The 19,496-nt window shown below is 65.7% G+C and carries 16 protein-coding genes and 2 tRNA genes; 7 read left to right on the top strand and 11 right to left on the bottom strand.

Annotation, left to right across the window (positions count from 1 at the left end; genetic code table 11):
- Positions 1-23: 23 nt before the first annotated feature.
- On the bottom strand, positions 24-1,661 hold the full coding sequence (locus ACWUI7_RS06165; protein ID WP_496641339.1) for a GMC family oxidoreductase: 1,638 nt from the start codon (positions 1,659-1,661) through the stop codon (positions 24-26).
- A complete protein-coding gene (locus tag ACWUI7_RS06160; protein ID WP_496641338.1) occupies positions 1,658-2,242 on the bottom strand; it encodes a gluconate 2-dehydrogenase subunit 3 family protein in 585 nt (194 codons plus the stop codon). Before ACWUI7_RS06160 ends, ACWUI7_RS06165 begins: the two co-directional genes overlap by 4 nt.
- A 111-nt stretch (positions 2,243-2,353) precedes the next feature.
- Between ACWUI7_RS06160 and ACWUI7_RS06155 the strand changes: the two genes are divergently transcribed.
- From ACWUI7_RS06155 to ACWUI7_RS06140, 4 genes are all read left to right on the top strand, one after another.
- Entirely contained in the window at positions 2,354-3,964 is a 1,611-nt protein-coding gene (locus ACWUI7_RS06155) for an ABC transporter permease (RefSeq protein WP_496641337.1), read from the top strand.
- A gap of 55 nt (positions 3,965-4,019) precedes the next feature.
- Positions 4,020-4,952, top strand: coding sequence for an NAD-dependent epimerase/dehydratase family protein (locus ACWUI7_RS06150; RefSeq protein WP_496641336.1), 933 nt, complete (start codon positions 4,020-4,022; stop codon positions 4,950-4,952).
- Positions 4,953-5,201: 249 nt separating this feature from the next.
- Positions 5,202-6,983, top strand: coding sequence for an arginine--tRNA ligase (gene argS / locus ACWUI7_RS06145; RefSeq protein WP_496641335.1), 1,782 nt, complete (start codon positions 5,202-5,204; stop codon positions 6,981-6,983).
- 274 nt (positions 6,984-7,257) lie between these two features.
- Complete coding sequence (locus ACWUI7_RS06140; RefSeq protein ID WP_496641334.1) at positions 7,258-8,028, top strand: topoisomerase DNA-binding C4 zinc finger domain-containing protein; 771 nt, start codon at positions 7,258-7,260, stop codon at positions 8,026-8,028.
- 9 nt (positions 8,029-8,037) lie between these two features.
- Here ACWUI7_RS06140 and ACWUI7_RS06135 read toward each other — a convergent pair whose 3' ends face one another.
- Together ACWUI7_RS06135 and ACWUI7_RS06130 are read right to left on the bottom strand one after the other, a co-directional pair.
- Positions 8,038-9,024 carry a tyrosine--tRNA ligase gene (locus ACWUI7_RS06135; RefSeq protein ID WP_496641333.1) on the bottom strand — a complete coding sequence of 329 codons (987 nt, stop codon included), beginning with the start codon at positions 9,022-9,024 and terminating at the stop codon, positions 8,038-8,040.
- A gap of 58 nt (positions 9,025-9,082) precedes the next feature.
- Positions 9,083-11,128 carry a DUF460 domain-containing protein gene (locus ACWUI7_RS06130; RefSeq protein WP_496641332.1) on the bottom strand — a complete coding sequence of 682 codons (2,046 nt, stop codon included), beginning with the start codon at positions 11,126-11,128 and terminating at the stop codon, positions 9,083-9,085.
- A 117-nt stretch (positions 11,129-11,245) separates the two neighbouring features.
- On the opposite strand from ACWUI7_RS06130, the gene rio1 reads away from it, so the two are divergent.
- The 3 genes from rio1 to thsA all read left to right on the top strand — a co-directional run bounded on the left by rio1 (position 11,246) and on the right by thsA (position 14,744).
- Complete coding sequence (gene rio1 / locus ACWUI7_RS06125) at positions 11,246-12,247, top strand: serine/threonine-protein kinase Rio1 (protein WP_496641331.1); 1,002 nt, start codon at positions 11,246-11,248, stop codon at positions 12,245-12,247.
- Positions 12,248-12,272: 25 nt separating this feature from the next.
- Entirely contained in the window at positions 12,273-12,815 is a 543-nt protein-coding gene (locus tag ACWUI7_RS06120; protein ID WP_496641330.1) for a KH domain-containing protein, read from the top strand.
- Positions 12,816-13,091: 276 nt separating this feature from the next.
- Positions 13,092-14,744: a thermosome subunit alpha gene (thsA, locus tag ACWUI7_RS06115; protein WP_496641458.1), complete on the top strand. Its 1,653-nt coding sequence runs from the start codon at positions 13,092-13,094 to the stop codon at positions 14,742-14,744.
- Positions 14,745-14,903: 159 nt separating this feature from the next.
- On the opposite strand, the gene ACWUI7_RS06110 is transcribed toward thsA, so the two are convergent.
- The 7 genes from ACWUI7_RS06110 to ACWUI7_RS06080 form a co-directional block, all read right to left on the bottom strand.
- A tRNA-Lys gene (locus ACWUI7_RS06110) sits at positions 14,904-14,977 on the bottom strand.
- A 61-nt stretch (positions 14,978-15,038) separates the two neighbouring features.
- Positions 15,039-15,704 carry a DUF7119 family protein gene (locus ACWUI7_RS06105; RefSeq protein ID WP_496641329.1) on the bottom strand — a complete coding sequence of 222 codons (666 nt, stop codon included), beginning with the start codon at positions 15,702-15,704 and terminating at the stop codon, positions 15,039-15,041.
- Positions 15,705-15,870: 166 nt separating this feature from the next.
- Positions 15,871-16,242 carry a DUF7126 family protein gene (locus tag ACWUI7_RS06100; protein WP_496641457.1) on the bottom strand — a complete coding sequence of 124 codons (372 nt, stop codon included), beginning with the start codon at positions 16,240-16,242 and terminating at the stop codon, positions 15,871-15,873.
- A 28-nt stretch (positions 16,243-16,270) separates the two neighbouring features.
- Positions 16,271-17,188, bottom strand: a complete 918-nt coding sequence (gene guaA, locus ACWUI7_RS06095; protein WP_496641328.1) for a glutamine-hydrolyzing GMP synthase — start codon at positions 17,186-17,188, stop codon at positions 16,271-16,273.
- Positions 17,189-18,844, bottom strand: coding sequence for a CTP synthase (pyrG, locus tag ACWUI7_RS06090; protein ID WP_496641327.1), 1,656 nt, complete (start codon positions 18,842-18,844; stop codon positions 17,189-17,191).
- A gap of 155 nt (positions 18,845-18,999) precedes the next feature.
- On the bottom strand, positions 19,000-19,173 hold the full coding sequence (locus ACWUI7_RS06085) for a DUF8106 domain-containing protein (RefSeq protein WP_496641326.1): 174 nt from the start codon (positions 19,171-19,173) through the stop codon (positions 19,000-19,002).
- A gap of 191 nt (positions 19,174-19,364) precedes the next feature.
- Positions 19,365-19,448, bottom strand: a tRNA-Leu gene (locus ACWUI7_RS06080).
- Positions 19,449-19,496 lie beyond the last annotated feature (48 nt).

Below are 19,496 nucleotides of genomic sequence, written 5' to 3'. Positions count from 1 at the left end.
TTTTAGGTCGACCTAAAACAGTGTCAGTGCGTCGACTTGACGTGGTCGGCAACGCGGAGGGCGAGCGCGGCGATCGTCAGCGTGGGATTCATCGCGCCGCCGGTCGGGAAGACGCTACTCGAGGCAATCCAGCAGTTGTCGAGGTCGTGGGTGCGACAGTCGGCGTCGACGACGCCCGCTGCGGGATCCGTGCTCATCCGTGTCGTTCCCATGTGGTGGTACGCGGGGCCGGTCGCGTCGGGGCCGGCGACCCACTCAATCTCCGCACCGAGCTCCTCGAGGATCGCGCGTTGTATCTCGTTTGCCCGCGCTACCGTCCGCAGCGCCCGGTCGCCGACCCGCCAGTGAACGTCCGGGACCGGGTTGCCGCGGTCGTCGGTCCGATCCGGATGGAGTCGAATCCGGCTGTCTGCCTGTGGGAGCTGTTCGACGAGCCCGCCGACGGCGACGTGGCCGCCGTATTCCGTTCGGAGTCGCTCGAGTAAGGCGTCACCCCAGTTGTCGCCCGTCAGCGCCATGCCGACCGGCGTGGGGCCGGCGTAGTTGAAGAACTCCAGTTTGAACGGGGCAAACCGCTCGTCGGCCTCGTCGTAGAACTGGTCACACCCGCTCGTGTAGAAGCCGACGTGGTGTTGTCTCGTCGGTTCCTCAATCACCCCGCCTACGCCCGCGAAAAGGTGGTCAGTGAAGAACGCGCCCACGTGCCCACTGCTGTTCGCGAGGCCGTCCGGGTACGCCGCAGACTCAGACAACAACAACAGCCTCGGCGTCTCGACCCCACCGCCGGCGAGGACGAAGGCGTCGGCCGCCTGCCGGTGGGTCTCGCCGTCCGGCGTCGTGTACACTGCGGCGGTGACGCGGTCGGCCTCGTGGTCGAGTCGCTCGACCGGCGCTTGGTCGATCACCGTCGCCCCTGCCGCTTCGGCCCGCTCAACGTGGACGGTCGCGTCGTACTTCGCCCCGCTCGGACACACCGGCTGACACGTCCCGTAGCCGACGCACGGCGAGCGATCCCCGTACGGCTCGGAGTTGCGCGCGTTTGGGACCGAGTGCATGTCGAGCCCGAGGGACGCACACGCCTCCGCGAACAGCGAATCACTGTAGGAGGGTTCAAACGCCGGCATCGGGTGCGGCGCCTCTCGCGGAGGCGCGTACGGGTTGTCCGACGCGCCGGCGACGCCGAGTTCTCGCTCTGCTTCCCGGTAGTACGGCTGGAGGTCGGTGTACGTGATCGGCCAATCCGGGCCGACACCGCGGGTCGTCCCCGAGGCGAAGTCGTCTTCGTGTAGCCGCATCACCATCCCCTGCCAGTGGAGCGTGGAGCCGCCGACCCCTTTCACTCGCGCGTGGTTCAGCGGATAAAAGCGCTCGCCGGAGTTCGTGTGAGCGTCTCGGTCGCCACCGACGTCCCACACGTCCGGTCGGTCGAACGCCGGGCGGAGTGCGCGCTCTTGGCGGTCGATCCGGCTCGATGGGTCGAATCGAGGACCCGCCTCCAATACCACCACCTCGTGGTCGTCGGCGAGCCGATCGGCGACGAGTGCGCCAGCCGGCCCCGCTCCCACCACACAGACGTCGGCCCCAGAGATGGGTGTGCGGTCGCGGTTGGTGTCGCCGGCCGCGTCCGCCTGCGTCGTCCGAGCCGTCCGCTCGTGGCTCACTGCGGTCCTCGCGCGTAGCTCGTGATCCCGCCCGGGTGCCCACGGGGATTTTCGAGACCGACCAGTTCGCCCCCGGTTGGTGAGGCGTACAGCGCGAGCAGGAGGTCGTTCACCACGTAGTACCGCACGCGCTCTGCGGTCGTGCCGTCGGGGTCCTCCTCGGCGGTGTCGGCGCCGACTTCACGCAGGAGCGAATCGCGGTCCGCGGCCGGAAGCGCCGCGACCGAGTCCCCGTACCACGCCTCGGCCAGCTCCTCGAGCTCGGCGACCGTCTGCCGTAGCGCGAGAGCGTGGTCGCCGCCATCGAGTCGACCGTCGAGATAGCGCTGGAGGAATGTGTCGACCCCGGTGAGCTCGTCGGGGTACACGACCGCCGCAACTGCCCGCATCGTGGTCCGAACCGTCTCGGTGTCGGCGTGGTCCTCGCTGTCTGCCGTCGGCCCGGCCGCACCCTCGCCGCGTCCCCCGTTGTCGGCGTTCCCCGCGGCGTGGTCGATCGCCCGCTCTCCGGCGAGGACCGCGGCGCCGGTCGCCCCGACGGCCGCCAGCGCGGCCATGGCGTCGCGTCTCGTCAGCTCCATGATCTAGTTTAGGCTCACCTAAATACTTGTACCCATCGGAGTCGGCGGGGTGTGGATCGGAACGCCTAATCCCCGACCCGCCCTCACCTCTCGGTAGACCTGTCATCGATCATGGGAACGAGAGATCAGATCACCGCGCGCCTCTTTGGTGATGAACGGCCGCCGCCGGGACTGACGCTGCTCTCTGCGGCGATCGCGGCGACGCTCGCCATCCCGGTCGTCTGGCTCGTGTTCGAGGCCATTACCGTTGAGCCGTCTCGGGCCCAGGAGCTGCTTTTCAGCCGAGGAACCGTCGAGGTCGTGATCAACAGCCTGCTGTTGATGGCCGGCGTCACCGGGGGGTCGATCCTGCTCGGCGTCCCGCTGGCGTATCTCACCGTCCGCACCGACCTTCCCTTCCGACGATTCTGGGCGATCGCGGTCTCGCTCCCGCTCGTCATCCCCAGCTACGTCGGAGCGTTCGCGTTCGTCTCTGCGTTCGGACCCCGCGGCGAGTTCCACGACGTCCTCGCCCCGCTCGGCATCGAGCGGCTCCCAGACGTGTACGGGCTTCCCGGGGCGGTGTTCGTGATCACGTTGTACACCTACCCGTACGTCTTTTTGACTACCCGGGCAGCGTTGCGGTCGTTCGACACGACGCTCATCGAGGCGGCTCGCACGCTCAACCACGGTCGGATCGCCGCCTTCCGCCGGGTGACGCTTCCGGTGATCCGTCCGGCTGTTGCCGCCGGTGCCCTCCTCACCGCGCTGTATGCGGTCTCAGATTTTGGCACCCCGGCGATCATGCGGCTGCCCGTCTTTACCCGACAGATCTACGTTGAGTACAACGCGTTCGGCCGCGATTACGCCGCGCTACTCTCGTTACAGTTGCTCGCGGTGGTGTTGCTCGTGCTCGCGTTGGAGTGGCTCGTCCGCACCGACCGGACAACTGCTGGTGACGACGCCGGCCAGACCGACGAGCGAATTCGACTCGGTCGCTGGCGCTGGGTGGCGACGCTCGTGCCGGCGACCGTCGTCGGATTCGCGCTCGCGGTCCCGCTATGGATCCTCTCATTATGGCTCGTTCGCGCGGAGGCCGGCCGTCGCCCCTCGATGGCGTTCGAGTGGGTCCAAGTGCTCAACTCGGTGTCCGTCGCGGCTGCGGCCGCCGTCGTCGCCGCGCTCGCTGCGATCCCTATCGCTTACTTCGCTGCGACCTCCGACTCCCCGCTCTCGACGCTCTTCGAGCGCGTGACGTACGTTGGGTTCGCGGTTCCCGGTATCGTGTTGGCGCTCGCACTCGTCTCGTTCGGTACCGGGTACCTCCCCTGGATCTACCAGACGCTCCCGCTTTTGGTGTTCGCGTACGTCGTTCGATTCCTCCCGCAGGCGGTCGGCTCCTCGCGGGCGTCGATTCTCGGGGTCGACCCGCGGCTCGTTGAGGCGAGTCGCGCGCTCGGTGAGTCGTCACTCGGCTCGTTCCGGCGGGTGACGTTCCCGCTCACTCGATCGGGCATCATCGCCGGTGCCGCCCTCGTCTTCTTGACAACAATGAAAGAGCTCCCGGTTACGCTCGTCCTCCGCCCGTCTGGCTTCGAGACGATCGTCACACAGATCTGGCGCGCCCAAGAAACTGCACTCTATCAGTACGCCGTCGTCCCGACGCTGTTGTTGCTCGTCATCTCCGGGCTCTCGATGGTCATCATCCTCGCCGGCGAGAGCGCCGAGGGTGGCGGGCTGTGAGCCACCTGTCGTCGACTTTCCACACGTACTTACCGCCCTCCCACGAGGAACGTGTATGCTCAATGACGCACACGTGCTCGTCACCGGGGGTGCCGGGCTCGTCGGGAGCCACCTAACCGCTCGCCTGCTCGCCGACGGCGCGACCGTCCGAGTCGTAGACGACTGCTCGAAGGGCGACCCCGCCCGCGTGCCGGACGACGCGACGCTTTACAAGGCCGACGTACGCGACCCCGCGGCCGCCGCCGAGGTCCTCACCGAGGAGGTCGACGTGGTGTTTCACCTCGCGGCGTACACCGACACGAACTACGAGCACGACCGTGAGCTGTTCGAGGCGAACACGGCGATGACACACACCGTTCTCGAGCAGGCCCGCGCGGTCGACGTCGACGGCGTCGCGTTCACTTCCTCGTCGACGGTGTACGGCGAGGCGCCGCGGCCGACACCTGAAGACCACGCGCCACTGGAGCCGATTTCGATCTACGGCTCCTCGAAGCTCGCCGACGAGGCGCTCTGCTCGACGTACGCACACTCGTACGGGGTCCGGTCGTGGGTGTTCCGCTTCGCTAACATCGTCGGGCCGGGCCAGCGCGGGAACGTGATCCCCGACTTCATCGAGAAGCTCGCCGCTGACCCGACCGAACTCGAGATCCTCGGCGACGGCCGCCAGGAGAAGTCGTACATGCACGTCACCGACTGCGTCGACGCGATGTGTCACGTGGTCGAGCACGCGACCGACCCGTTCAACGTGTACAACCTCGGCACCCGCACGACCACCTCTGTCACCGACATCGCCGACATCGTGAGCGAGGCGGTCGGCGTCAACCCGGCGTACACGTACACCGGCGGCGACCGCGGCTGGACCGGCGACGTCCCGAAGATGCGCCTCTCGATCGAGAAGCTCGCGGCGCTCGGCTGGGAGCCGTCGATCGAGAGCGACGCGGCCGTCCGCCGGTCGGCACGCCAGTTGGTCGAAGAGATCGTCGGGTAGGGACGGCCGTTGCCGCCGCTGGTCTGTGACTTGGCAGCGGCGAACAAGCGGTGCCATGTAGTCGCTCGGAGAGGAACACCCATCACCAGTGCAAAATCGGTGTGAGTGCGGCTACGCGACGATGTTTGTGGACCACACAGCGGAAGCCGCTACGTTCAGTTCCACATGGAGATGGCCGGCGACGGCCGTCACCCCACGACCACGCGGCGGTTCGGAAGGGCCTTTTAGCCCGCCCGCAGAATCACCCGTATGTTCAGACAGTTCCGGTCGGAGGTCGCCACGGCGCTCGAGACAGCGCTCGAGGCGCTCGATCTCCCGACCGACGACCTCGGCATCGAACGCCCCCCGGACGACATGGACGCGACGCTCGCCTCGAGTGTCGCCTTCCGGCTCGCGGGGACCATCGGTGAGGCGCCCCCGGCCGTCGCCGACCGAGTGGCGGACGCGATAGACGTCGAGACACACGCGTACCTCGTCGCCGTCGACACCGCGGGGCCATACGTCAACTTCCACGCCGGTGAGCGCTACCTCTCCGACACGCTTGCTGACGCCGCCAGCGACGCGGCGTACGGCTCGCTGCCGGACCGTGACACGAGCGTCGTCGTCGAACACACGAGCGCGAACCCGACCGGGCCGGTTCACGTCGGCCGTGCACGCAACCCGATCGTCGGCGACGCGGTCGCGAACGTCCTCGCGTACGCCGGCTACGACGTCGACCGCCACTACTACGTGAACGACGCGGGTCGACAGATGGCCGTGTTCACCTGGGCGTACGAGACCTTCGACGAAGCTGACCTCGAAGCGGAGCCGGCCCGCGACCGGATCGAGTACGACCTCGTCCGGTACTACCGACGGGGAAACGCGTACCTCGAAGACGCCGACGCGGCGGCCGTCGAGGAGGCCGAAGCCGAGATCGCAGCCATCCTCCAGGGGCTCGAAGCGGGCGACGAGGCGACCTACGAGCGGGTCGGCACGGTCGTCGATGCCGTTCTCGGCGGGATGAAAGACTGCCTCGCGCGCCTCCCGGCCGAGTTCGACGCGTTCGTCAAGGAGACGCAGTTCATGCGCGACGGCTCGACCGACAAGGTCGCGGACCGGCTCAAAGCAACGGACCACGCGGTGTACGAGGAGGACGCCTGGCAGCTTGAGCTCGACGCGTTCGACATCGAGAAGAACCTGGTCTTTCTCCGCGCCGACGACACGAGCCTGTACACCACCCGCGATTTGGCACACCACGAGTGGAAGTTCGCGAACTACGACCGCGCCGTCACGGTACTCGGCGAAGACCACAAGCTCCAAGCAGACCAGCTTGAGGCGGCCCTCGAGCTGCTCGGCAACGACACCGACCAGCTCGGTCACGTCATCTACTCGTACGTGAACCTCCCCGAGGGGAAGATGTCGACCCGGCGCGGCACCGGCGTCATGCTCGACGACCTGCTCGACGAGGCGATCGACCGGGCCCGCGAGGCCGTCGAATCGCGGCTCGACGACCGGATACGCGACGACGACCTCACCGACGCGGACGTCGAACGCATCGCCCACCAGGTGGGGATCGGGGCGGTGCGGTACGACATCGTCTCGAAACAGCCCGCGAAGGCGATCACCTTCGAGTGGGAGGAGGCGCTCGACTTCGAGGCGCAGTCGGCGCCGTTCGTCCAGTACGTCCACGCTCGGTGTTGTGGCATTCTCGAGGAGGCCGCCGCGGCCGGTGTCGCCGTCCCCGAGTCCGAGGCGTCGGTCGACGTCGATGCAGGCGTCCTCGAGACGGCGGCAGCGCGCGACCTCCTCCGGGCTATCGCTCGGTTCCCCGCGGTGATCGAGGCCGCGGCCGACGACCTTGCACCCCACACCGTCGCGACGTTCACCCGCGAGTTCGCGGACGCGTACAACGCGTTCTACCGAGAGTGTCCGGTCGTCACCGCCGAGACCGACGCGCTCCGTGACGCGCGGCTGGTGGTCGTCGCGGCCGCCAAACACACGATGGCGAACGCGCTCGACGCGCTGGGTATCGAGGCACCCGAGTCGATGTGAGCGGTCGCGAGGAGGTGGTGTACCGTTGCGGGCCGTCTCGGCCGTCTCGGCCGTCGCGCCGGGCTGAGAGCAGGCACTGGCCGTGTTTCACCGGTTTCTCTGCGCTGAGGAGTGAGGTTTCGGGTTGCATTCTGCGTACCGAGACGTTCCGGCGTCTACACCCGTTCTCGCCTGTCAGTCGTGGTATCGGGAGTACCACCACCTACGAAACCCGATCCCACCATCAGTCTAGTCCACCCGACTCGTTATAGCGGATGCCGCGGCCAGGAGGCCCATGCCAGCACGCCTCCGTGTCCTCGCCGGCGACTGTCAGGTGACCGAACGCGGTGATCGGACGCACACTCATCGCGGTCACGTCGTCGTCATCGTCAAACCCGACAACACCACCTTAGTCCACGATGCAGACGGCTACCAGCCCGTCGCGTGGCTCACCCGCCCGGATACGGTCGTCGTCGAATCGGACGACGACGGCTTCACCGTCACCGCTCGAGACGGCTCCCGTCGGCTCCGCGTCGTCGCCGAGACCGCGACGGCCACCCGTGACCTGCCGGTCACCGAAGCCGGGATCCCCGTCGGCACCTGCCCAGCAGACGGCGGCCCGCTCATCCGCTCGCGTGGCGACGTGGTGTGTCTCGACTGTGAACGCCGGTGGGGACTTCCGGCCGGTGCGAGCGTCACCGACGCGACGTGTGACGACTGTGGCCTCCCGAAGATCCGCGTCGAGCGAGGCGAACCCTTCCATCTCTGTCTCGATCCAGGGTGTGACCCGCTCGAGGATGCAGTTCGGGACCGATTCGATCGGGTGTGGGGGTGTCCAGACTGCGAAGGACGGCTGACCGTTCAGTCAGCACCTGGACGGGTGTTTTTCGGCTGCGAGCGGTACCCAGCGTGTGAGACGACGCTCTCGATTCCCGCCGGTGTCGCCGTCGACGAGTGCGCCTGCGGGCTTCCCATCTTCGAGACGGCCACCGGCCGGCGGTGTCTCGACCCGACGTGTTCTCTCAACGGTGGTTCGGCTGCCACAGGGGACTCGACACCCGATTGAGACCGAGCGTCACTCGACGAGCTGCTCACGCCCGGGAGCGACGAGCCGATCGAGGTACTCGGCGAGCGCGCCTTTTGCGTCGGCTGGGTGGAGCTCGCCAGATTCAAGATCCGTCTCGAGGCTCTCGTACGCCTCGTACTCGAGATCGCCGCCGTACTCTTCGGGCCGTTTGACGACGACGGTCTCGAACCGCGGGAACACGTGGTACTCGAACACCTGGAGGACTGGGTTCTCCCGTTCGGTGCCGTCGTCGGTCGGCTCGGGGTCCGCGGTGGGCGGACAGTACGCGCTGTTCACCTTCTCGGTGATTGCCTCGCGGTCGTCCTCCATCGAGATGGTGACGCCGGCACTCGAGGACATCTTCCCCTCGCCTGTCGCGAGATCGGCGATGAGCGGGGTGTGGAGGCTCGTCGGCGGCTCACGATCGATGCTGGGGAGCACGTCGCGGGCGAGCATGTGCACCTTTCGTTGTTCTAACCCACCGACCGCGAGGTCGACGCCGAGGTACGGGATGTCGAGCGCCTGCATGAGCGGGTACACCGCCTGTGAGACGTGGACGGAGTCACCCGATTTGATCTCCGACATGGCGCGTTCGGCGCGGGCGAGCGTCGTCTCGAGCTCGAGCGCGTGGAGGTCGAGCGTGTAGTCCTCGTCGAGCTGAAAGTCGGATCCGAGCACGAATTGGGTGTTCGATTCATCGAGCCCGTACGCGATGAACTGATCGCGCATCCGCTCTGCGGTGCTCCGGATGGACGCGAACGACCCCTTGTCGTTCAGGTACGCGTGGACGTCCGCTAAGAGTACGGTGACCTCAAAGCCGGCCTCTTGGAGGTCGATCAGCTTGTTTGCGGTGAGCATGTGCCCGATGTGGAGGACGCCCGATGGCTCGTATCCGACGTACGCCCGCTTGCCGTCTGGGTCGGCAGCCAGCGTCTCGATCTCCGCGTCCGTGACCACCTCGGCCGTGTTCCGGGTGATCCGCTCGTAGGCGTCCATGCGTACGGTAGCACGTCCGTTCGGCATATGACTTCTGGAAGTCGGCCGACCGAGCGCCTCACTCCTCGCTTTCGGGGAGCGTCGTTCCCGCACGGTGTTCGGAGATGATGCGGTCGAGCCGGGCCGCCTTCGCTTCGCGGCGACGTTGTTCGGCACGCGACTCCCACTCGGTGACGGCCGTCTCGACGTCGGCCTCGGCGGCGACCGCCAACTCGTCCACCTCACGGACCGATACCGCATCGGCGGGGACGACCGGCACGTCGTGGTCGAAGAGCACCTGGTCTGCGACCTCTGAGAGGTTCCCATCGCGGATAACCGCCCGCGGCTTGGTGCTCGCCAGCCGCTCTGCGGTCCGCCGGCCCGCCCCAGAGGCGTCTCGCAGGTAGACGACGTCGCCGGCGACGAGTCCGTAGGCGTCGTCGGCGGCGTCGATGGCGTCGAGGGTGAACTGCTCAACTACCTTCACACTGACGAGCCCCTCGTCGTCGGCCACGTCGGTGAAGTTCGAGTGGTCGAGTTTCCACAGCTCTTTGAGCGTCTCGAGTTTCCGCTCGAGTTGTGTCACCTCTTCACGCGCCTCATCGCGCTCGCGCTTGACCCGGTCGGATTCTCGTTCGACTCGGGAGACGATGCGCCGCGTGCGGGCTTCGATCCGCTCCTCGCGTTTGGCCGTCTCAAGCTCGCTTTCGAGTTCGTCGATCCGCTCGTCACGCGCTTCGAGATCCGACTCGAGCCGATCGGTGTACGACTCTAACCGGTCGACGCGGTTGCGGAGTCGACGAATTGTCTCTTCTTCGGGGCTCCGCTCCGGTGCGGTCGGGTCGCCCCCATCGTCGTTTCCGTCCTCGTCTTCAGCGTCCCCGTCGTCGCGAAGCTCTTCGACGACCGTCTCCACCGACTTCTCACCGGCAACGACGCCGGCTATCACGGCCTCTCTATCGATTCGCGGTGGGGTCTTCTCTGAGATCCGTTCGAACTGGTCGACGTGGGCATCGTACGCGTAGAGGGCGGCCGCCAGCGCGTCCCGTTCGTGGTCGTTCTCGTAGCCCACCTCGCGGGTTCGATGGAGCTTCTCGTCGACCGGAAGGTCCGTCGTCGGGTGCCAGCCGGTGGCGTCGAAGGACCGGCGAAACTTCTCGACGGTCTCCGGCATCGGCTCGACGTCGGCCGCGACGATGATCGGGCGCCCTTGTTCGATGATCCACTCGGTCACCGCCGCGGTGTCGGCGGTCCGCGAGGAGAGACGTGCGTGGACCGTGCCGTCGAGCCCGACGACAGCAGCAGCCGTGGTCGTTCCCGGGTCGATCCCGACGATGACGCGGTCACGCCGCTTGACGAGTGGCTCGTACTCGATGCCGTCTCGACGCTCTCGTTCGATCTCGACGCGCACGTCGCCGGCCCGGGAGGTGGAGACCGGGATGTCTTCGGGACGAGCTTGCACGGTGAAGACCGCGTTCGCGAAGCCGCCGTACTTCTCTGTCACCTCGCGATCGTAGGTGAGGTCCGTCTCGTCCAGCTTCGACTGTACCTGTCGCGTCCGCTTTCGGACGTTGCCGTGGATCCGCCGGGTGTAGCGGTCCTGACTCCACCCGCCCTTTCCAGTCGACCGCCCGCGTGCGACCTTCACCCGCGTCTCGTCTGTGAATGCCGTCACCGCGTGACCGACGTTCGCGGCGGCGAGCCGTGCGGCCGCCTCCGCCTCCTTCATCGGCTGTTTGCCGTATGGTATTCCGTGTCGAGATGCCACCCGCGAGAGCGGCTCCGGCCGCTCGGCTCCCGTCACCTGCACCAGTCGTGTCCCGTCCGGCAATGACCGCAACAACCCTACGAGCGCGTTCTTGTCGGGTGCCAGCTCGTAGGCGTTGTCGGTCGCGACGTACAACGGCTCACGGTCGTCGATCAGCCGGCGGAGCTTCCGGAGCGAGACGACGTCACGGGTGACCCGCGCGAGTGGGCCGTCGACGTCCGGCGCATCGGGGTCGTCGTCGTCGACCGGGTCGAGCACCACGAGCGCGTAGGAGGGAGCGTCACCGCGAACGTCGCCGCTTTGCACGTCGACGCCGAACACCGGCCGGTCGCGGGCGCGGATGGTTCGGGATGTCACAGCACTTGATAGGTCGGTCGGCCGTATATACTCCACGCCGAGACGGGGTCTGTCACCCGTCCAGATGGCGGTACCGACCCGCCCGCTTATGCCTCGTGGCGGCATACGATCAGCCGAATGAGTGAGGAGTTCGTACTGCTCGAGCCCGACGATCAGCCCGGTGATGAGTGGGAGTCTCTCGATGTCTCTGACACCGAGGCCGACCGTATCGCTAGGCGGCAGGACCGCGAGTTCAGCGAATTCCGAACCCGGGTGAAAGACACAGAGCAGTTCAAACTCCAGGCGTCGGTGTTCGACGACGCGACTCTCGCAGCGGTGTACAAGCTGGTACAAGACGGCTATGTCGATGCCTTTGGCGGGCCCGTGTCGACTGGGAAAGAAGCGAGTGTTTTCGAGGCGCTCGGCGGCGAGGCGGGTGAGCGACCGGCACCGGGGTCAAAAGCGGCTGCTGACGAATATGCCCGTGAGGTGGCGGTGAAAGTGTACCGGATCAACTCCTCGAACTTCAGGCAGATGCGCGACTATCTCGAGGGGGACCCGCGGTTCGAGGGCATCGCGAACGACAAGAAAGCGGTCGTACTAGCGTGGACGAAAAAGGAGTTTGCGAACCTCCTGCGCGCCCGGGCTGCCGGCGTCCGCGTCCCCGAGCCGATCGCGGTCCAGCGGAACGTCCTCGTCATGGAACTCGTCGGGCATGCCGATGACCGGGCGCGCCGGCTGAACGAGGTCGACGTCGAGAACCCTGAGACCGCGTACACGGTCGTCCGCGAGTATATGCGCCGGCTCTACCGCGCCGGACTGATCCACGGTGACCTCTCAGAGTACAACATGATCATCCACGACGGCGAACTCGTCGTTATCGACCTTGGCCAAGCCGTCACAGTCCACCACCCGAATGCCGGTGAGTTCCTCAAACGCGACTGCGTGAACGTGGCGACCTTCTTTACTCGGCAGGGGCTCACGGTCGATGCCGAGGCCCTCCAGGCGTACGTGACAGCACCGGCGTCAGCGGACACTGACGAGCCTACCGGGCCGGACGATGATGCTGTCTCGAATCGTGAAGCCGTGTCAGACAATGACGCCGTGTCGGACGGCGAGAACGCGTCGGAACACGCTTAAACAGTTCGACCGGGTACACACTAGCATGCAACACGTGACGGTTCCGCAGGACCGGATCGGCGTGGTGATTGGCGCCGGTGGCGAGACGATGCGGGAGATTGAATCCCGGGCGGGCGTGCGACTCGATATCGACTCGGAGTCGGGTAGCGTCGCAATTGAGGAGACGGACGACCCCGTAGCCGCACTAGTCGCACCGGATGTCGTCAAGGCGATCGGTCGTGGATTCAAACCCGAGACGGCCCTTTCGATCCTCGATCACGACCTCCGGACCCTGGAGCTCATCGACCTCACCGAACACACTCGCAACGACAACGACCTCCAGCGCAAAAAGGGACGCATCATCGGTGAGAACGGCCGTACTCGCGAGCTGCTTGAAGAACTCACCGGGGCCGACGTCGTCATCTACGGGAGCACTGTCGGTGCCGTCGGCGGACCAGAAGAGCTTCAGGTCGTGCGGCGGGCGGTCGGGATGCTCCTCGATGGGGCCCCCCACGGTGCGGTGTACTCGTACCTCGAGCGCAAATCGAACGAACTGAACGACGACGTCAGTTTCCAGCCGCCGCAGTGACGCGACACCGCGAGAACTTCTGGGCCGGATAGAGACGGCCGCTGACCTCGGTCGGTGGCACCGAACGATGCGTCTGTCTCGGTCACATTTGTCATCGGTGTGCCGTCGACGACGGGCTATGTTGTTGTATAAAAGCCGCGTGATGCCTCGACACACGATGCCGTGTGAAGCCCCCTCGTGCGGCGATTCTGTCCGACAGTAACGATGGGTTTATATAGAATCACAATCAATCAATGAGTGATTATGTCCCAGCGACAGCGGATGGGTAACCAGCCGATGATAGTACTTTCCGAGGAGTCACAGCGCACCTCTGGAGAAGACGCCCAGAACATGAACATCACAGCCGGCAAGGCGGTCGCGGAGTCCGTCCGCACGACGCTCGGCCCGAAGGGGATGGACAAGATGCTCGTCGACTCGGGCGGATCCGTCGTCGTCACGAACGACGGCGTCACCATCCTCAAAGAGATGGATATCGACCACCCGGCGGCGAACATGATCGTCGAGGTCTCTGAGACCCAGGAAGACGAGGTCGGCGACGGTACCACAAGTGCCGTCGTCGTCGCCGGTGAGCTTCTCGATCAGGCCGAGGAGCTCCTTGACCAGGATATCCACGCGACGACGCTGGCACAGGGGTACCGTCAGGCCGCAGAGGAAGCAAAATCGATCCTTGAGGAGGACGCCATCGAGGTCACCGAGGACGACCGCGAGACACTCGTCGAGATCGCCGCCACGGCGATGACGGGGAAGGGCGCGGAGAACTCGAAGGACCTGCTCGCTGACCTCGTCGTCGATGCCGTACTCGCTGTCGCAGACGACGAGAGCATCGACGTCGACAACGTCTCCGTCGAGAAGGTCGTCGGCAGCTCGATCGACCAGTCCGAGCTCGTCGAGGGAGTCATCGTCGACAAAGAGCGCGTCGACGAGAACATGCCGTACGCAGTCGAAGACGCGAACGTCGCGCTGTTCGACGGCGACATCGAGGTACAAGAGACCGAGATCGACGCCGAGGTCAATGTCACCGACCCCGACCAGCTCCAGCAGTTCCTTGATCAAGAGGAAGCACAGCTCCGTGAGATGGTCGACCACCTCGTCGACATCGGTGCGGACGTCGTCTTCGTCGGCGACGGTATCGACGACATGGCTCAGCATTACCTCGCTCAGGAAGGCATCCTCGCCGTCCGTCGCGCGAAATCCGACGACCTCAAGGGGCTCGCCCGTGCGACCGGTGGTCGCGTCGTCTCCAACCTCGATGACATCGAGTCCGAGGACCTCGGATTCGCTGGCTCTGTCGCCCAGAAAGACATTGGCGGCGACGAGCGCATCTTCGTCGAGGACGTCGAAGAAGCGAAGTCCGTGACGCTCATTCTCCGTGGCGGCACGGAGCACGTTGTCGACGAGATCGAGCGCGCCATCGACGACTCACTCGGTGTTGTTCGGACGACGCTCGTCGACGGGCAGGTCCTGCCCGGCGGTGGCGCCCCCGAAGCCGAACTCGCACTGCAGCTGCGTGACTTTGCTGACTCCGTCGGCGGTCGTGAGCAGCTCGCCGTTGAGGCGTTTGCCGACGCGCTCGAAGTCATCCCGCGCACGCTCGCTGAGAACGCCGGGCTTGACCCCATCGACTCGCTCGTCGACCTCCGCTCGCGCCACGATGGCGGCGAGTTCGGTGCCGGTCTCGACGCCTACACGGGCGACGTGATCGACATGGAAGCTGAGGGTGTCGTTGAGCCGCTCCGCGTCAAGACGCAGGCGATCGAGTCCGCCACCGAGGCGGCCGTCATGATCCTCCGTATCGACGACGTCATTGCAGCCGGCGACCTCAAGGGCGGCGGCACCGACGACGACGAGGGCGACGACATGCCTGCCGGCGGTGCCGGTGGCATGGGCGGCGGCATGGGCGGCATGGGTGGCATGGGCGGCGCGATGTAAACGCCGGCGACGACACCCATCCACCACCGACGACTCGCGATCGTCTCGACGACCACTCCGGTACGGAGCTCGATTATGCGTTTTTTTGCTGGACGTAGTGGTGGCTCTCCGATCCGAAACCCGCTAGCGGTTTCACTGTTTCCGTTGGTCGCAGAAAGACGGGCCGGGAGGGATTCGAACCCCCGACCGTCCGGTTAAAAGCCGGACGCTCTCCCTAACTGAGCTACCGGCCCGCAAGCATATATTAGGCTAGACGACGGATAAACGTTTAGAATGCCGGGCCGGCGTGGCGGGCTACGGTTCATCTGCGTCGAAGCTCTCACCCAGCGCTTCCGCGACGATCACACCGGGCGCGGCGTTCTCCATCGATGCCCGTCGCCGAAGCTCGAGGTAGGTTTCGACCGGCAGATCGAGTGTCACTTCACCGAGGGTTACTCCGGTGTCGGCGAGTGCCGCTTCGATGTCGATGCCATCGTTGACCGCTGAGGCGACCGCGCGCACCTCTCTTACGGTCAGTCCGCCGTCTATCGCGGCCCACGACAGTAGGTAGCGGTCGCGACCGCCAAGCCGTGCGACGTGTTTGGCGGCGCTCGGTGCGATCTGGCCCCGGGCGACTTGTCGCCGGATCTCCTGTGGGAGGTCGTGGACCCGCGCCCACTTGCGCACGAACGAAACCGAGACGCCGTCGCCAGCGCGGTCGACAGCGTCCTTGTACGAGCCGACGCCACGGACGAGCGCCGCACACGCGGCCGCACCCCGAAGCATCAATACTTGGTCTTCATCGCCGACGTCGCCGGCCGCAAAGCGCCTGACGGTCTCGGCGGCCGTCTCCACGCTTTCGGGGTCCGCCGGGTCGAACTCGACGGCCGACCCGGCTCGCTCACCGGTAACTGCCGGGTCCGACCGCACCACCGGCTCGCCGACCGGAGACCGCCGGTCAGCGCGTGACTCCTCGTCCATACGTCGTGTTCGCGCCCGCGTACATAAGCGGTCGGCACGAGGACGGCGCCAGTGCACGGGCGTCGCCACTACACCGCCGGCGACGTCAATTCACGTACCGTCGGCTTCGGTCTGCGGGTTACAAAGAGACGAGGAGAGAGCCTATGACGTCAGCCGAGGGAGGAAGTCAATCCCCGTCAGCGTCCACTCGGTCGCCCCCGACGTCGCCGGCGAAGACCTCCTCAGCGACGACTATAGGGCCGACAAGCGCCGGGTCGACGGCCAGGTCAGCGACAGCCGCAACGAACGCCGGCAGTGAGGCGTCTGCGTAGGTCACCACCGTGACCGCCGGATTCAGCTCCTTTGCGACAGGAATCCCGGTTGCCTCCTCAACGTCGGTCAACACGAGGTATGTGGCCTCGTCGATTCCGGCCGCCTCGAGCGTTGCTGTCGATACTACGTCTTCGATCCGCGACACTGTTGCACCGAGTGCCGACAGTTCCTCGCCCACGCCGTGTTCGTCGGGACCGGCGACGATCACGATGGGCGACTCGGTCACCGCCATGGGTTGCTCCGTGTGTCCATCATCACTCGTATTCGATCGTCGCTGGCGGCTTGTGCGTGACGTCGTAGAGCACCCGGGCGACGTTCTCGTTCTCGCCGGTGATCCGACTTTGGATCCGTTGGAGGGTACTCCAGTCGATCTCCTGTGCACGGGCCGTCATCCCGTCGCGGCTCTCAACTGAGCGCACCGCGACCACCCAGCCGTGGACTCGGTTGTCGCCTTTCACGCCGGTTGCCTTCCCGATCACGGCCGCGAACGCCTGCCAAGGCTCGTACGCCTCGAGTTCGTCTTCGACGACATGACACGCCTCACGGGCGACGGCCGCCTTCTCTGGTGTCACCTCGCCGACGACCCGCACCGCGAGACCGGGCCCGGGAAACGGCATTCGCTCTGCGATGACTGCCTCGAGGTCGAGTGTGCGGGCTACCTCGCGCACCTCGTCTTTGTATAGGTCACGAACCGGCTCGACGATCCCGTCGAAGTCGACGACTTCGGGCAGCCCGCCCACATTGTGGTGAGACTTGATGTTGCCCTCCGACTCGATGCGGTCGGGGTAGATCGTCCCCTGAACGAGGTAGTCGGCGTCGACCTCGCGAGCGACCGTCTCGAACTCGTCGATGAACCCCTCACCGATGGCGTGCCGCTTTGCCTCGGGGTCGGTGACGCCCGCCAGCCGGTCGAAGAACCGGTCGGCGGCGTCGACGACGCGGAGCGACTCCATGAACGAGAACGTCTCTCGGACCTGCTCGGTCTCGCCTTTTCGCATCAGTCCCGTGTCGACGTACACCGGCGTGAGCTGGTCGCCGACCGCCTCGTATGCCAGGGTGGCAGCAACCGAGGAGTCGACCCCGCCCGAGAGCGCTATCACCGCTTTTGCGTCGCCGATCTCCTCGCGAATCCCCGCTACCGCCTCGTCGATAAACGCGTCCGTTTCGACCATCTATAACCTCACGTCTGCGTTCTGCGCCGTTGTGTTCGTCGATCCGAGCGCCGCCTCTACGAGAGCGACGAACGGGGGGCTCGCCCGGTCCGGTCGCGAGCGGAACTCGGGGTGCGCCTGGGTGCCGAAAAAGAACGGGTGGTCCTCGCGCTCGAGGATCTCCATCCGATTGTCCGCACGGCCGGAGAAGACGAGGCCATCAGCCGACAGCGCGTCGATGTACTCGGGGTTCACCTCGTAGCGGTGGCGATGCCGTTCCGTACACGACTCGGCGCCGTACACCGCGGCTGCGAGTGTCCCCGGTTCGATCGCGGTCTCGTGGGCACCGAGTCGCATCGTTCCGCCCATCGTTTCGGTCTCGTACTGCTCAGGTAGTAGATCGATGACGGGGTGGGGCGTCTCTGGGTCGAGCTCGGCGGAGTGGGCATGCGCCAATCCGACCACGTTGCGCGCGTGTTCGACGACCGCCAGCTGGAAGCCCAAACAAAGCCCGAGGAACGGCACGTCGTTCTCGCGGGCGTACCGCACTGCTTCGACTTTGCCGTCGGTGCCCCGTGAGCCGAAGCCGCCAGGGACGACGACCGCGTCTGCCGACCGGAGCCGCTCTTTGTGGTGGTCTCTGGTCTCGTCGGCGTCGACCCAGAGGACCTCGACTTCGGTCTGCGTCTGGATACCGGCGTGTTTCAACGCCTCGTGGATCGACATGTACGCGTCCTCTAAGGCGTACTTGCCGACGAGTGCTACCTCGATCTCCTGATCGCGGTCACGAGTGACGAGGTCGCGCCACGCCGTCGATCGCTCCGCACTGGGTACGGCCTCGTCAGTCAGTTCGAACCGCTCCATCACGTACTCGTCGAGCCCCTCCGATTCGACCACCAGCGGCACGTGGTAGATATCCTCGACGTCCGGGTTCGAGAAGACGGCATCCGTCGGGACGTCACAGAAGAGGGCGATCTTTTCTTTGGTCTCAGGCTCGAGTTCGTCGTCACACCGCCCAACGAGGATGTCGGGCTGGAGGCCGATCGACCGGAGCTCTTTTACTGAGTGTTGGGTCGGCTTCGTCTTTTGCTCGCCGTTCTTCGAGTACGGCACGAGCGTGACGTGTGCGAAGAGGATGTCCTCGTCGTCCTCCTCGTGTGCGAACTGGCGAAGCGCCTCAAGGAACGGCATCGACTCGATGTCGCCGACCGTGCCGCCGATCTCTACGATACAGACGTCACTTCCGTCTGCCGCCTCGCGAATACGGCGCTTGATGTCGTCGGTGACGTGCGGGATGATCTGGACGGTCTTCCCGAGGTAATCGCCGGCGCGCTCACGCTCGATAACGTGCTGGTATGTTTTGCCGGTCGTGACGTTGTGATCGAACGTCATGTCGGTTCCGAGGAACCGCTCGTAGTTACCGAGGTCTAAATCGACCTCGCCACCGTCCTTCAACACGTACACCTCGCCGTGTTCGTACGGATTCATCGTCCCGGCGTCGACGTTGAGGTACGGGTCGACTTTCACTGCGGTAACGTCGAACCCCGCGTTCGCGAGCAGTCGGCCGGTGCTTGCGGCAGTGATTCCCTTCCCCAGTCCGGACATGACTCCGCCCGTGACGAAAATGAACTTCCGACCCAGCGAGGGATCGTACCCCGTGTCGGGATCCGTTGGCATATCGACCGTGTGTGAGGGGCGGTCAAAACCGTTTCGGAGGGGTGGCTTACGCGCCGAGAAAAATGATCGTTCGTTACTTTTCGAATGGTCGGATGCAGCAACCGCAAGCGCAGCGCGAACCGGACAGCGACGCGGGTCCGTCGTCTCGTCCGTCGCTACCGACGAGTACCGAGGGCCGTCTCACAGACCGGACAGATCCGTGTCGGTCGAACCGCATCGTCGTCGAGGATCCAGTCGCCGTGGAGACCGCTTTCGTGGCCGCACTCCGGGCAGAAGAGCACCGTCTTCGGCCGCGGTACCGCATCGACAGAGGGGTGGTGAATTGACACTGTGTACACTCAAATAGTGGTTCTGTAAGTATAACGCTGTTGGCGGCGATCGATCGGGCACTTTTTGATGGTGCCACGGCCCTCGGAGATCGCCGGGTCGGGGCGTGGCTACCAGTGTGAGTGTGACAGCATATTGCGAGGGAAGAGCGCTCCGAGAGCGTCTTCCGCATCACGGGGGTGGACCCCGGCGATGCGAGGGGAGGGATTTGAACCCACGGACCTCTACAGGAGCGGATCTTGAGTCCGCCGCCGTTTCCGGGCTTGGCTACCCTCGCACGCAGACCGTGATACTCACCCGAAGGGATTCAATCCACCGGTTTCGC

This window comes from Halorubrum orientale (genome assembly GCF_059623105.1).
The sequence above is the reverse complement of the archived record's forward strand: the minus strand, read 5'-3'. Positions and strand labels throughout refer to the sequence as shown.